Origin of the sequence: Bradyrhizobium sp. AUGA SZCCT0160, from assembly GCF_018130105.1 — a bacterium.
Lineage (GTDB): Bacteria > Pseudomonadota > Alphaproteobacteria > Rhizobiales > Xanthobacteraceae > Bradyrhizobium.
In genome coordinates this window covers 310675-322817 of the sequence record NZ_JAFCMD010000005.1, presented here as the reverse complement: position 1 = coordinate 322817, position 12143 = coordinate 310675, and the positions used below count along the sequence as shown (strand labels likewise).

The window sequence follows — 12143 nt, the reverse complement described above, 5'->3', positions numbered from 1 at the left end:
TCTGGTCACGCCATATCGTAGTTGTCTGTTTTGACGCGTTTTCTTCACGCGAACCGGTACCCACTTCGCTCGAAAACGCTATAGTGCACCATCAACCGGGGATACCCGATCTTGAACGCCATCACCGAACTGAACGACCTCACCGACCGCTCGCTCCTGATCGTCGAGGATGACAAGCCGTTTCTGGAGCGCCTGTCGCGCGCGATGGAAAGCCGCGGCTTCGCCGTGACGTCGTGCGATACCGTGTCCGACGGTCTCGCCCAGATCGGCCGTTCCGCGCCCGCTTTCGCCGTCGTGGATCTGCGGCTCGGCGATGGTAACGGGCTCGACGTGGTGTCGGCGCTGAAGCGCAAGCGCCCCGAGGCGCGCGCGATCGTGCTGACCGGTTATGGCAACATCGCCACCGCCGTCACGGCGGTGAAGATGGGCGCGGTCGACTATCTCTCGAAGCCCGCCGACGCCGACGACGTGGTCGCAGCGTTGCTAGCCAGCGGCACCGAGAAATCCGAACTGCCGGCGAACCCGATGTCGGCGGACCGCGTGCGCTGGGAACACATCCAGCGCATCTATGAAATGTGCAACCGCAACGTCTCGGAGACCGCGCGGCGCCTGAACATGCACCGCCGCACCCTGCAGCGCATTCTGGCCAAGCGCGCGCCGCGGTAACTGTCCTCCCCGAGATGTCGTCCCGGCCTTGAGCTCAGATGTGCAATTGCACATCGGGGGACCCATACTCCGCGGCGGTCATTGTTGCAGAAGGTCGCTAACGCCAGCGTTCTCACCGATGGGCCGCGGCGTATGGGTCCCGGCTCAAGGCCGGGACGACGTGGATGGGTTATCGCAAGCAAACACAACTTCGCGATCTCACCCTTCACGTTCTCCCGCCGTCGACGACATAGTGCTGACTGGTGCACGCGCTCGCTTCTTCCGAGGCCAGAAACACCACGACCCGGGAGATGTCGTCCGGATAGAGTTTGCGCTTGAGGCACTGCGCCTTCATCAGGTCGGCCTCGCCTTGCGGCGTAACCCATTTTTCGATCTGTCGCTCCGTCATGATCCAGCCGGGAACGATGGCGTTGACGCGGATATTCCAGACGCCGTAATCGCGCGCGAGCCCGCGTGTCAATCCAAGCACGGCCGACTTTGAAGCGGTGTACACCGGCATCCCGCCCTGCGCGGTCATCCAGGAGATCGATCCGAAATTGACGATCGCGCCGTCTTTTGCGGCTTGCATGTCCGGCAAGACGGCTTGAGCGGCAAAGAACTGGTGCTTCAGATTGACGGCAATTCTGTCATCCCAATATTCCGGCGTGACGCTCTCGACCGTATGCCGGTCATCATGCGCCGCGTTGTTGATCAACACGCGAATCGGCCCAAGGCTGGCCCTGATCTGATCGATCGCGGCACGCAAATGATCGATGTTGGTAACATCGCAATATTCATATCGGACTGCAAATCCCTGTGAAGCGAGTTCATCGACCAAACGCGTCGAAGGATCTCTGGCGATGTCGAGAAAGCCAACCTTGGCCTTCTGCCGCGCAAAGCCACGCACGATCGACGCGCCTATCCCCGATCCACCGCCGGTGACCAATACAGTTTTGCCCTCGAGATCTGGATAGATTGCAGCCATCAAATGATCCACCGTTGCTGGACGCGGGCGCCGATGCCGGATTCTATTTTGATTCCAGGGCCCGCTGCGCAGCGAGAGATAGACCACAACCGCCGGCGCTCGTCATCTCGGCGCAGCGCGCCAGCGGCCACATATCAGATTTGCGACACCACGGGTTTGCGCGAAGGCGCGAACGGTACTGATCAGCCGGCCGCTTCGAAGCGAACGTTTGCACCACCAATCCTGCCGCCTGCGCACAACCGCAACCCATGCCTTGAGCCGGCAAGCGGCTTGACAGTTGAAATGTTTCGCGCGCACATTCTTACACTAAGTAAGAATGACGACAGGGACGGAAATGCCGGAGCAGCCGAGAAGTCGGCGGCAGACGCGTGCGGCCATTCTGGGGCATCTGCTTCAGTCGGGCGGCATGTTTCGACCGCCTTTGGCCAAGGCCGTGCGCCTGTCCGAGGCGAGCCTGTCGCGCATCCTGTTCGATCTGAAGGCGGAGGGCCTGATCGAGGAAGTGAAACAGCCTGCGCCTTATTTCGGTGGCCCGACAGGTTTGGTATCTCTCGACAGCTCGGTAAGGCTGGCGGCCATCGAGCTGACCGGCCAGCGGCTGACCGTCGGGGTCGGCGGGCTTTCCGGCGAACTGCATTTTACCGAACGCCTGCCGCTGGCTAAATCGCCGACCGTCAAATCCGTCAGCCGGCTGTTTCACCAGGCGCTGCAATCGCTGCAGGACTGGACGCGGCAGCATCGGGTTCAGCTCTCGCAGATCGGCGTTTCGGTCCCGGGGCTTGGCCGATTGAGCGAGCTCGTCAATCCGATCATTCCGTGCGACGTCAAGCGCGTTCGCGGCATGCTTGCCGAGATGTTTGCGGACGTGCCGGTCGCGATCACCAATTCGGTCGTGGCGCATGCCACGTTTCATCGCTGCCGCACGGAAGATTATCCGTTTGCCGGGCCGCATCTGTTCGTCTTTGTCGGCCAGGGCGTGGGAGGCGCCTGGATGGACGACCCGATCGAAGCCGATGCTTTGCAGCCGGTCGAGCTCGGCCACATGGTGTTCGGCGATGGCGGCCCATCTTGTCGCTGCGGCCATCACGGCTGTGTCGAGGCCTATACGTCGCTTCCGGCCTTGGCCGGACTTCTCGGTGTTGGTGAGGCGGAATTGCTGCAGCTCGGCGACGAGTGGGTAAATGCGATCACGATCCCAGCCGGCGTGCGCCAGGAGTTGCGGCGCCGGCTGTTCCGGCTTGGCCTTGCAATCGGCAACACGCTGAACGTCAAGCCTTGTGCCGGCGTGGCCATCAGCGGCTGGCCGTCTGTTCTCGCGGAAGCAGATCGAAAGGCGCTGGTCGACGGGATCGATGCCTGCGTGATGGGCGGGCGAAAATTCGCCCAGGTGTCACTCGCTTTCGTGCCGCCTTCGAGCGGCAATGATCCGAATGCCGCACTGGCCTTTGCAGCCTGCTGTCTGGCCTGCCGCGGCGGCATGCCGGCCTCATCGGCGGAGGCCGCCTGACAAGCAATGAACGACGCGGCCAACGCGTCAAGGTTTTGAAACCGGGAGGAACGTACCATGCCAATGATCACAAGGCGTCGTCTGCTCGCTGGATCCGCAGCCGCGCTCGCGCTGCCGGCGTTCGCCCGCGCGCAAAGCGCGATCAAGCCGCGCCTGACCGCCATCTCGCAATGGTCTGCCGGCAGCGATGGGGCGGCGATCACGGCGCTCGGCAAGAAATTCGAGGAGAAGGGCGGGATTTGGCAGCACTCGCCCGTCCCCGGCTTCACCACCGAAATGATGAACAAGCTGCGTGCCCAGATCATGGCCGGCGATCCGCCGGCCTGTTCGCAGCTCAAGGGACCCGAGATTGCGGCCTGGTCGAAGATCGCCCCGACCGTGAGTCTCGATGAACTGGTCGCTGCGGCCGGCTACGAAAAGGTCGTTGCCCCGGACCTTGCGAAACTGCACAAGCCCGGTGGCAAGTGGATTGCGCTGCCGTTGCAGATCTACAGCACCAACATGCTGTTTCTGTCCAAGCGCGCGATGGACAAGGCCAAGGCCGACAAGATCCCCGTCACATGGGCAGACTTCAACGACCTGGCCGAAAAGATGAAAGCGGGCGGAGTTGCCTATCCCATCGCCAACGGCGGCACCCGCCCCGATGACGGGCAGAAATTCGAGGCCTCCCTGGCAGGCATCAGTCCCGCCGCATACCGCGCAGCCATCATGAACCTCGACAAGAAGGCCCTCGAGGGCCCCGAGATCAAGGCCGCCTTCGTCCAGGTGCGCAAGATCGCCGACTGGATGGACCCCAACGTCGGCGCCCAGCACTTTTCGACCAACCTGAAGCGCTTCGTCGACGGTGACATGGGCATGATGATCATGGGCGGGTGGGCGCAGGGTGTGTTGCGCAATGCCGGTTTCAAGTTCGAGGACTTCATGATTGCGCCCGGCCCCAGCGACAACGGCAAGCCGGTGTTCCTGTTGAATGCCGACGCGTTCATATTCTGGCAGCGCAAGGAGCCCGACCTGCAGGCCGGCCAGGCGCTGATGGCGCAACTCGTCATGGATCCCGCCATCCAGACCATGTATTCGCAGATCACGGGATCGATACCCGTGCGCACCGATGTTGATCTTTCCGGCGAAGGCTGGTCGGACGGTCAACGCCGAACCGCAGCAGCGCTGAAAGACGCGATCGCCAGCAATCAGGCGGTTCTCAGCGTCGCGCACAACATGGCACAGGAAAACGGCCTGACCGCTGCGTTGATCGACGTGATCACGGAGTATGTGAAGAACAAGACGATCAAGCCGGAGCAGGCGGTCACCCGCCTCGCCGAGGCCGTCGAGAGCGCGCGTTGAGAGACGCCGCGTCACCGCGAGCAGGGCGGACGACGACACCAGAAATGGTGCGCCGGCTGCCCGAGTATCTGACGATCTGGGTACCGCTGCTGTTGTCGGCCGCGCACCTCGTTTCGTTTTCGCTGTGGACCATCTGGATCTCATTCACGCCGTCCACGCTGGTCCCGGTGTCGGGCTGGGTCGGTTTGCGCAACTACACCTCGGTTTTGGCGTCGCGGAACTGGCAAATCGCCTTCGACAATCTGCTGCTGTTCGGCAGTGCGTTCGTGCTGCTCAGCCTGGTGACAGGTCTCACACTCGCGATCCTGCTCGATCAGCGCATTCGCGGCGAGAACGTACTGCGGTCCATCTTCCTCTACCCCCTGGCGGTATCGTTCGTGGTCACCGGCACGGTCTGGAGCTGGCTGCTCAATCCCGGCATCGGGATCCAGAAGCTCGTCCACGATTTCGGCTGGACTTCCTTCCGGTTCGATTGGCTGATCGACCGCGACATGGCGATCTGGACGATCGTCATCGCTGCGATCTGGCAATCCTCGGGCTTCGCCATGGCGCTCTTCCTCGCCGGCCTCAGGTCCGTCGATGCCGACCTGATCAAGGCGGCGCAGATCGACGGCGCCGGACCGGTCCGGATGTACCGGCGCGTCATCCTGCCGACGCTTTGGCCGATCACCATAACTGTCATCGTGATCCAGCTGCAGTTCGCCATTTCGACATTCGACCTCGTCCGCGCGCTGACCAACGGCGGCCCTGGAATCGCGACCCAGTTGCCGGCCCTTGTCGTCTACGACCTGATGTTCCAGCGCAACCTGCTCGGCCGGGGGGCGGCGGCGGCCGTGCTGATGTTGCTGATTCTTCTCTCGGTGCTTCTGCCGTACGCGGCGCGGCAATATCTCCAGCAACGTCGGGCCCCCCATGCGTGATCGAACCTTCGCGCCGAGCCGCATGCTGATTTATCTCGTCGTTTCGCTGATCGCGGCGGCGTGGCTCGTACCACTGATCGTCGTCGTGCTGAATTCGCTGCGCAGCAATGAGGAAATCGTCCAGACCTCGATGATCGGCTGGCCGCGGCAGTGGGCCTTTGGCAACTACCTCACAGCCTGGTCCGACTTCTGCGTGGCGCAGACCTGTGTCGGCATCCGCCCCTACATGTTGAACTCCGCGCTCGTCACCATTCCCGCGACGATCTTTTCCACCCTGCTTGGTGCGGTCGCCGGTTACGCGGTTTCGCTCTGGCGCTTTCGCGGCGACAACTGGATCTACGGCATCGTCACGCTGGGCATCTTCCTGCCGCAACAGATGCGCTTGCTGCCCTGGACCATCGTGTTGCGCGATACGGGCCTGATGAACACGCTAACGGGCCTGGTGCTGATCCACACGATCCAGGGACTCTCCTTTACCGTCCTGTTCTGCCGAAACTACTACGTTGCCATCCCGCAGGAGTTGATCAGGGCCGCGCGCATCGATGGCGCGGGGTTCTTTCGTATTTTCTGGCGCATCATTCTCCCACTCTCGCCGCCCATCCTGGTTGTCACCGTGATCTGGCAGTTCACGCATATCTGGAACGAGTTCCTCTATGGCGTGACATTCACGACCGGCCAACAGCAGCCGGTCACGGCTGCGCTGATCGCGCTCTCGGCCGCGGTCGCCGATATCCCGCATCATGGCGTGCAAAGCGCCGCGGTGATGATCGCGGCCCTGCCTACCCTGTTGATCTATCTGATCGGTGGCAAATACTTCGTACGCGGCCTTACCGCCGGCGCCGTGAAATGAAGGGGAAGTCATTGAAGGGGAAGTCATGGCAGCGTTGAGCATTCGTGCCCTGTCGAAGCGGTACGCCAATCTGGAAGTGTTGAAGGGGATCGACCTCGACATCGAGAGCGGTGAATTCACCGTGCTGGTCGGGCCATCCGGCTGCGGAAAATCCACCCTGCTCAACGTCGTGGCCGGGCTGGACCGTCCCAGCGCGGGGACCGTGGAAATCGGCGGACGGGTCGTCAACGACATCGCGCCGAAGGACCGCGACATCGCGATGGTGTTCCAGTCCTATGCGCTCTATCCGTCGATGACGGTGCGCCAGAACATCACCTTCGGCATGGAATGCCGCCATGTTCCGAAGGCGGAGCAGGAGAAGGCGCTGGCGAATGTCGCGCGGCTGCTGCAGATCGAGCCGTTGCTCGGCCGCAAGCCGTCGCAATTGTCCGGCGGCCAGCGCCAGCGCGTGGCGATGGGCCGCGCCCTGGTGCGCGATCCCCTGCTGTTCCTGTTCGACGAACCGCTCTCCAACCTCGACGCCAAACTGCGCGTCGAGATGCGGATGGAGATCAAGCGGCTGCACCAGCGCATCGGCGCCACCATCGTCTATGTCACCCACGACCAGATCGAGGCGATGACAATGGCGACGCGGATCGCGGTGATGCATCACGGCGAGGTTCAGCAATTCGCCGATCCGGATACGGTGTACCGCTATCCGGCCAATTTGTTCGTCGCCCGCTTCATGGGCTCGCCGCCCATGAACACGATGCCGGCGCGGCTGGTGGCTGATGATGGCGGGCCGGTGGTGGTGATCGGCGCCGGGCGGCCGGACGAGGTCCGCCTTCGCCCGCAGGGATACGACGCGGCCGCGGCCTTTGTCGACCGCGAAGTGGTGCTGGGCATCAGGCCGGAATGCATTGCCGAGGGCAGCCGCAGTTTTTCGGGCGCATCGGGCGCACCGATCGTCGTCCAGGCGCCGGTCGAGATGGTCGAGCCCACCGGCGCGGAGACCATTGTGTTGCTGCGGCTCGGCGGTGAGCAGGTGCTGGCGCGCATCTCGCCGGACATCAGGCCCGAGCCGGGGGCGCTTGCCGCCTTCGCGCTGGACACGCGTCGGATTTGCCTGTTTGACCCGGTGACGGAGCGTCTGATCGCATGACCCACGCCCTTTACCCTAGCCTTGCGGGTCGCGTCGTGTTGATCACCGGAGGCGCCAGCGGCATCGGCGCCGCGTTCGTCCGGGCATTCGCCGCACAAAAGGCCCGTGTCGCCTTCCTCGACATCGACGCCGCCGCCGGCGAAGCGTTGGTACGCGAGGTAACGGACGCATCCGGCTCGGCGCCGCTGTTCGTGCCTTGCGACTTGCTGGATATCGACGCCTTGCGCGCTGCAATGGAGCAGGTCCACGCCGCGCTCGGCGATACCGCGGTGCTGGTCAACAACGCCGCCAACGATCAGCGCCAGGTGCTTTCAGAGGTGACGCCTGAAGAATTCGACTGGTCGATCGCCGTCAACCTCAAGCACGTTTTCTTTGCCTCGCAGGCCGTGGTGCCGCAGATGCGGGCGCGAGGTGGCGGCTCGATTATCAACATGTCGTCCGTGGCATGGATGCGCGGCGCACCGGGGCTGCCGGTCTACGCGGCGGCAAAGGCGGCGATTGTCGGCTTCACCAATTCCCTGGCCCGGTCGGTTGGACCTGATCGCATTCGCGTCAACGCCATCGCACCCGGCATGGTGATCACCGAGCGCCAGCGCCGGCTGTGGTATCCTGACGAGCAGAAGATCGCCGAGCTACGCACGCGTCAGGATATTCCCGACGCGGTGACGCCCGACGACATCGCGCGCATGGCATTGTTTTTGGCGTCCGACGAAAGCAGCCGAATTACGCGCCAGTGCTTCACGGTCGATGGCGGCCTAGGTTAGCAGGAGACAAAGACATGGCAGGCATTCTTGAGCGCAAGGTGGCGCTGGTAACGGGCGGCGCTTCGGGCATCGGACGCGCGACGTCGCTGGCAATGGCGCGCGAGGGCGCGCGGGTGGCGGTGGCCGACCGCACCGAGGAGAACGCGGCCGGGACCGTCGCCCTGATCAATGCGGCCGGCGGTCAGGCGATTGCGATCGGCGGCGACGTCACCGCGGAAGCCGACGTTTCGGCGATGGTCGCGCGCACCGTGGCGGCCTATGGACGGATCGACTGCGCCTTCAACAATGCCGGCGTTGCCGGAGGATCGGTTGGCCCCGGACGCCAGTGCCTGCACGAACTCAGCCAGATCTCGTTCGACACCATGCTCGCGATCAACCTCACCGGCGTGTGGCTCTGCATGAAGCACGAGATCGTGCAGATGCTGGCGCAAGGCGGTGGCGGCGCCATCGTCAACACCGCCTCGATCGCCGGGCTGATCGGTCTGGCGACATCCGGGCACTATGTGGCGGCGAAGCACGGCGTGGTTGGGCTGACAGAGACCGCGGCGATCGAGTATGCGCAGGACGGCATCCGCGTGAACTGCGTCAATCCCGGCTATATCACAACACCCATGACCAGGGAGGTGGTGGAGACGCGGCTCGATGCCACGTTGGCGAAGGTGCCGATGAACCGCATGGGCGTGCCCGAGGAAATCGCGGAAGCCGTGGTCTGGATGTGTTCCGACAAGGCGTCGTTCATGACCGGCGCGTCGCAGGTGGTCGACGGCGGGTATTTCGCGGCGTAGCATCGCCGAAAATACGGGAGGCTTTGTTGAAAGTCTGGCAAGTCGAACGCGAGTGGTCGATCGACGCCTTGGAACTGGTCGATCGGCCGGAGCCCGAACCGGGCCCCGGCCAGGTCGTCGTCCGAATGCGTGCGGCATCGCTGAACTATCGCGACCTTCTGACCGTGACGGGCCAGGGCGGCGCCTACAGGCTTCCGCTGATCCCATTCTCCGACGGAGCCGGCGAGATTGCCGCCGTGGGGGCCGGCGTCAGCCGGGTCGCGGTCGGCGATCGTGTGTGCCCGATGTTCTTTCAATCCTGGTTCGACGGCGGGCCTTCAGCCAGCGGCCGCCGCCTCGCGCTTGGCGGAACGCGCCCGGGTGTGCTGCAGGAACTGCTGCTGCTTGACGCCGAAGGCGTCAGCCGCATTCCCGATCATTTGAGTTTTGTGGAGGCCGCCACGTTGCCATGCGCTGGGCTCACCGCCTGGCGGTCGCTGTTCGACGAATCCCATCTGCGGCCCGGTCAGACCGTCCTGGTGCAGGGCACCGGCGGGGTTTCGATTTTCGCGCTGCAGTTCGCCAAGCTGTCGGGCGCCACTGTGATCGTGACGTCGTCGAGCGACGAAAAACTCGAACGCGCGAAAGCGCTGGGCGCGGACCATACGATCAACTATCGCGCGGTCGCCGAATGGGGCAAGGCCGCCGCGAACTGGGCCGGCGGCGGCGTCGATCACGTCGTCGAAGTCGGCGGCAAGGACACTTTTGCGCAATCGATCGAGGCCGCGCGCGTCGGTGGCACCATCCTCGTGATCGGGGTGCTGTCCGGCTTTTCCCAGCAGATTTCGATCCCGAGTCTGTTCAGCAAGAATCTGCACGTGATCGGGCTCTCCGTCGGCAGCCGAAAAATGTTTGAAAACATGGCCGCGGCGATCGGGCAGAACCGCATGAAACCCGTGATCGACCGAACGCTCGGTTTCACCGAAGTGCCGGACGCGCTGCGGCTGATGCAGCAGGCCGGCCATTTCGGCAAGATCACGATCGCGTTTCCGTAAGCTGAGGATTTTGTCTCCGCGCGCGATGCGAAGCTTAGACGCTCGCCGCGAAGAGATCCCAGCGACCCGGAAGGCCTTTCAGTTCATGCGATCCGCGTTCGGAGAACTTCAGGCCCGCGCCGGCCACCAAGTCGGTGACGACTCTCGATACCAGAACCTCGCTGGGACCACATTCCCCCATGACGCGGGCCGCCGCGTGCACGGCGACGCCGCCGATATCACGACCTCTCATTTCGACCTCGCCGGTATGCAGCCCCGCGCGCAGCGGCAATCCAATCTGCTTGGCCGCCGTTTCGAATGCCAGGGCACATCGAACGGCGCGACCCGGTCCGTCGAACGTCGCCAGAATTCCATCGCCCGTGGTCTTGATCAAACTTCCGCGATGCTTCTCGATCATCTGCCTTGCGATTTGATCGTGGCTATCCAGCAATCTCCGCCATGTCTGGTCGCCCAATTCGGTGGCGCGGCGCGTCGATTCAACGATATCGGTGAAAAGAACGGTGGCTAACACCCGCTCAAGACTGTCCGATGAGCTTTCGCGGTGTCCCGTTACAAATTCTTCGACGTCACCAATCAGCGTATCCACATCACCGGTCCAGAATGCGTGATTGCCTCCTTCGTACTCGATGAATTTTGCAGCAGGTATCTGCGCTGCAAGATTGCGACCATGCTCAATGGGAACGAGGGTATCGCTGCGCCGATGAAGCACCAGCGTCGGCACGCGCACGCTGGGAAGAATCGGCCTGATGTCGATGAGGATATTCAACAGGCCGAACGCCTTGTAGGTTCCCGGACTTGCCGATAGCCGCTGGAACTTCGCAAACTGGGCAACGGCTTCGGGATCCGCTGCTTGATCGGGGATCAGCTGCTTGATCATGGCTCCGGTCCCCCAAAGCCTGACGCGTTCCAGGATCATTGCTTCCGTGGCGAATGCCTTCGGATAGCCGCCGAAGAGAATGAGATGCGACACCCGGTCGGGATGGGTGGCGGCAAACAGGGCGCTCATCGGGGCGCCTTCGGAGAAACCCCAAAGCACGGCTTGGCGTGATCCGATGTCGTCCATGATGGCACGAACGTCATCTATGCGCTGTTCAAGCGGCGGAGTGCCGGAAAGCCTGTCTGATAATCCCTGACCTCTTTTGTCGAATGTGACGACGCGTGCGAATGTCGAAAGGCGGCGCAAAAAGGCCGTGTATCCTGGAAGCTCGTGTGAAAATTCGACATGGGACACGATCCCGGGAACCATGAGAATGTCGATGGGGCCGCCGCCCATGGTCTGATATGCGATGTTTGTATCGCCGCTGAGCGCGTATCGCGTGGTAGGCAATACGAAGTCATTCATGGGTCCGCGCGCTGTTTATTGCAGTCCTCGGTCTTCTCGAAGGACGAACGGCATCGAGCTCGGCTCCGATCGTCGTCCTTTGCGTGCACCCGCCGGCTCACGCCGGCGGGCTTCTCCAATTGCACGGAATGCCTTTGCCCTTCACGCGGCGGTCTTTACCGCGCCAGTGGCGCCGATCTGTGCGAGCATCGTCAGCATGTCGAAATAGTGCGAGGCGCTCTTGGCCTTGCCACCCTCGACCTGGACGACCTGACAAGCCGGCACTTCGATCGGCTTGTTCGAAGGCGGAATGGTACCTGTTGGTGTCTGTAGCGGGCCCGTGTGCGTGCCTTTCCACACCAGCTCGAGAATCGCGGTGTCCCCGCTCGCGAACTCGCGCACGAATGTGGCTTTCGAATCGGGGAACGCCTTGGCCCACCCCTGCCAGGCCTCGATGATCTCGCCGGCGCCCGTGATGCGACGGTTCGTTCCCTTCTCGTCGTACACGGCGTTGGCAGCCAAGATGTCCTTGGCCTTGCTCCAGTCCTTTTCGTTGTATGCGATGACTGCGGCCTTTGCGATATCAATTGCATTCGCCATGATAATGCTCCTTGTGAGCCGGCGCCGATCGGCGCTGAGCATTGCAATCCCCCAGCACGCCAAATTCTAGCACGTTGAGGCGAACAGGCGAGCGAGAACCGGCCCTCCTAGTTTGAAATGCGGTGGCGCAATGTCCGCTGAAGGGAATAGCCGCTGTTGGACCCAAAGGGACATTGGACCCCACCCAAATATACTTCCTTCGACCGCCGACAACACCTTCCAAGCATCGGGCTTGGACAGATACACTTCC

Annotated in this window: 12 protein-coding genes; 9 read left to right on the top strand and 3 right to left on the bottom strand. The window is 62.9% G+C overall.

The features are described from left to right. Positions 1-111 precede the first annotated feature (111 nt). Positions 112-666, top strand: coding sequence for an ActR/PrrA/RegA family redox response regulator transcription factor (locus JQ558_RS11470; protein ID WP_192736382.1), 555 nt, complete (start codon positions 112-114; stop codon positions 664-666). Between the two features lie 205 nt (positions 667-871). Here the strand turns inward: JQ558_RS11470 and JQ558_RS11465 are convergent, their stop codons facing one another. After that, positions 872-1630: an SDR family NAD(P)-dependent oxidoreductase gene (locus JQ558_RS11465; RefSeq protein WP_283814168.1), complete on the bottom strand. Its 759-nt coding sequence runs from the start codon at positions 1628-1630 to the stop codon at positions 872-874. A 334-nt stretch (positions 1631-1964) separates the two neighbouring features. Between JQ558_RS11465 and JQ558_RS11460 the strand changes: the two genes are divergently transcribed. From JQ558_RS11460 to JQ558_RS11425, 8 genes are read left to right on the top strand one after another with little or no spacing between them, the layout of a single operon-like run. Then, entirely contained in the window at positions 1965-3137 is a 1173-nt protein-coding gene (locus JQ558_RS11460; protein WP_212207177.1) for an ROK family transcriptional regulator, read from the top strand. Between the two features lie 57 nt (positions 3138-3194). After that, positions 3195-4478, top strand: a complete 1284-nt coding sequence (locus JQ558_RS11455) for an ABC transporter substrate-binding protein (protein ID WP_212293694.1) — start codon at positions 3195-3197, stop codon at positions 4476-4478. A gap of 44 nt (positions 4479-4522) precedes the next feature. Further along, complete coding sequence (locus tag JQ558_RS11450; protein WP_212293693.1) at positions 4523-5398, top strand: carbohydrate ABC transporter permease; 876 nt, start codon at positions 4523-4525, stop codon at positions 5396-5398. Continuing rightward, a complete protein-coding gene (locus JQ558_RS11445; protein WP_212207114.1) occupies positions 5391-6248 on the top strand; it encodes a carbohydrate ABC transporter permease in 858 nt (285 codons plus the stop codon). Before JQ558_RS11450 ends, JQ558_RS11445 begins: the two co-directional genes overlap by 8 nt. Positions 6249-6273: 25 nt before the next feature. Continuing rightward, positions 6274-7389: an ABC transporter ATP-binding protein gene (locus tag JQ558_RS11440; protein ID WP_212293692.1), complete on the top strand. Its 1116-nt coding sequence runs from the start codon at positions 6274-6276 to the stop codon at positions 7387-7389. Beyond that, complete coding sequence (locus JQ558_RS11435) at positions 7386-8153, top strand: SDR family NAD(P)-dependent oxidoreductase (RefSeq protein WP_212293691.1); 768 nt, start codon at positions 7386-7388, stop codon at positions 8151-8153. Before JQ558_RS11440 ends, JQ558_RS11435 begins: the two co-directional genes overlap by 4 nt. Before the next feature lie 14 nt (positions 8154-8167). Further along, a complete protein-coding gene (locus JQ558_RS11430; protein WP_212293690.1) occupies positions 8168-8938 on the top strand; it encodes a glucose 1-dehydrogenase in 771 nt (256 codons plus the stop codon). A 26-nt stretch (positions 8939-8964) separates the two neighbouring features. Then, on the top strand, positions 8965-9972 hold the full coding sequence (locus tag JQ558_RS11425) for an NAD(P)-dependent alcohol dehydrogenase (RefSeq protein WP_212293689.1): 1008 nt from the start codon (positions 8965-8967) through the stop codon (positions 9970-9972). A 34-nt stretch (positions 9973-10006) separates the two neighbouring features. Here JQ558_RS11425 and JQ558_RS11420 read toward each other — a convergent pair whose 3' ends face one another. Both JQ558_RS11420 and JQ558_RS11415 read right to left on the bottom strand, forming a co-directional pair. Then, a complete protein-coding gene (locus JQ558_RS11420) occupies positions 10007-11314 on the bottom strand; it encodes an adenylate/guanylate cyclase domain-containing protein (protein WP_212207109.1) in 1308 nt (435 codons plus the stop codon). A gap of 141 nt (positions 11315-11455) precedes the next feature. Then, positions 11456-11935 (bottom strand): ester cyclase, encoded by a 480-nt coding sequence (locus JQ558_RS11415; RefSeq protein ID WP_212274306.1) that lies wholly within the window; start codon positions 11933-11935, stop codon positions 11456-11458. Positions 11936-12143 lie beyond the last annotated feature (208 nt).

What these genes read in the sequence shown, in the direction of transcription:
- JQ558_RS11420 (WP_212207109.1), bottom strand. Translation starts at nt 11,314, where the DNA reads ATGAATGACTTCGTATTGCCTACCACGCGATACGCGCTCAGCGGCGAT.
- JQ558_RS11415 (WP_212274306.1), bottom strand. Translation starts at nt 11,935, where the DNA reads ATGCTCAGCGCCGATCGGCGCCGGCTCACAAGGAGCATTATCATGGCG.
- JQ558_RS11435 (WP_212293691.1), top strand. Translation starts at nt 7,386, where the DNA reads ATGACCCACGCCCTTTACCCTAGCCTTGCGGGTCGCGTCGTGTTGATC.
- JQ558_RS11460 (WP_212207177.1), top strand. Translation starts at nt 1,965, where the DNA reads ATGCCGGAGCAGCCGAGAAGTCGGCGGCAGACGCGTGCGGCCATTCTG.
- JQ558_RS11440 (WP_212293692.1), top strand. Translation starts at nt 6,274, where the DNA reads ATGGCAGCGTTGAGCATTCGTGCCCTGTCGAAGCGGTACGCCAATCTG.
- JQ558_RS11445 (WP_212207114.1), top strand. Translation starts at nt 5,391, where the DNA reads ATGCGTGATCGAACCTTCGCGCCGAGCCGCATGCTGATTTATCTCGTC.
- JQ558_RS11450 (WP_212293693.1), top strand. Translation starts at nt 4,523, where the DNA reads ATGGTGCGCCGGCTGCCCGAGTATCTGACGATCTGGGTACCGCTGCTG.
- JQ558_RS11430 (WP_212293690.1), top strand. Translation starts at nt 8,168, where the DNA reads ATGGCAGGCATTCTTGAGCGCAAGGTGGCGCTGGTAACGGGCGGCGCT.
- JQ558_RS11455 (WP_212293694.1), top strand. Translation starts at nt 3,195, where the DNA reads ATGCCAATGATCACAAGGCGTCGTCTGCTCGCTGGATCCGCAGCCGCG.
- JQ558_RS11465 (WP_283814168.1), bottom strand. Translation starts at nt 1,630, where the DNA reads ATGGCTGCAATCTATCCAGATCTCGAGGGCAAAACTGTATTGGTCACC.